Source organism: Bremerella sp. JC817, assembly GCF_040718835.1.
Classification (GTDB): Bacteria; Planctomycetota; Planctomycetia; order Pirellulales; family Pirellulaceae; genus Bremerella.
On sequence record NZ_JBFEFG010000035.1, the window covers coordinates 1 to 420 of the forward strand.

1 protein-coding gene is annotated in these 420 nt (G+C 72.6%); it reads left to right on the forward strand.

Going from position 1 to position 420, the window contains the following annotated elements; all coding sequences use genetic code 11:
• Nucleotides 1-420: PEP-CTERM sorting domain-containing protein (locus tag AB1L30_RS00165; RefSeq protein WP_367011342.1), on the forward strand; the 420-nt coding region annotated here is incomplete at both ends.

Genomic DNA, 420 nt, shown 5'->3' on the forward strand with positions numbered 1-420 from the left:
CGCCCTGACCGGCTCGGGGTTCGACGGCCTGACGGCCTCGTCGTTCCTGGAGACGCTCAGCGTGCCGCCCGGCAGCGGTGAGGGCCTGCGAGGGTTCGTGACCCGGTTCCAGTCGATCCCGCTGGGGGCCGGCAGCGACAAGGTCCCGGCCCTGTTCGAGCTGCCGGGCGACGCCGTGAATGTGGTGCCGATCCCGGAGCCTGCCAGCGTGCTCTCGATGGCGATGGGGCTCGCCGGGGTGGGCTGGATGGTCCGCCGCCGGGCCTCCCGGATGCGTCGGGCGACCCGGAGGCGTGACCGACCGGGGCTCGCAAGGCGTATCGGAGCGTTGTGCATCGGGGCGAGCCGGGTCGAGGGGAGGCTGCGTCCCCCTCGACCGGACTCGCCTGACTTCGTTTCATGGAGCGATCGCGATTCCCC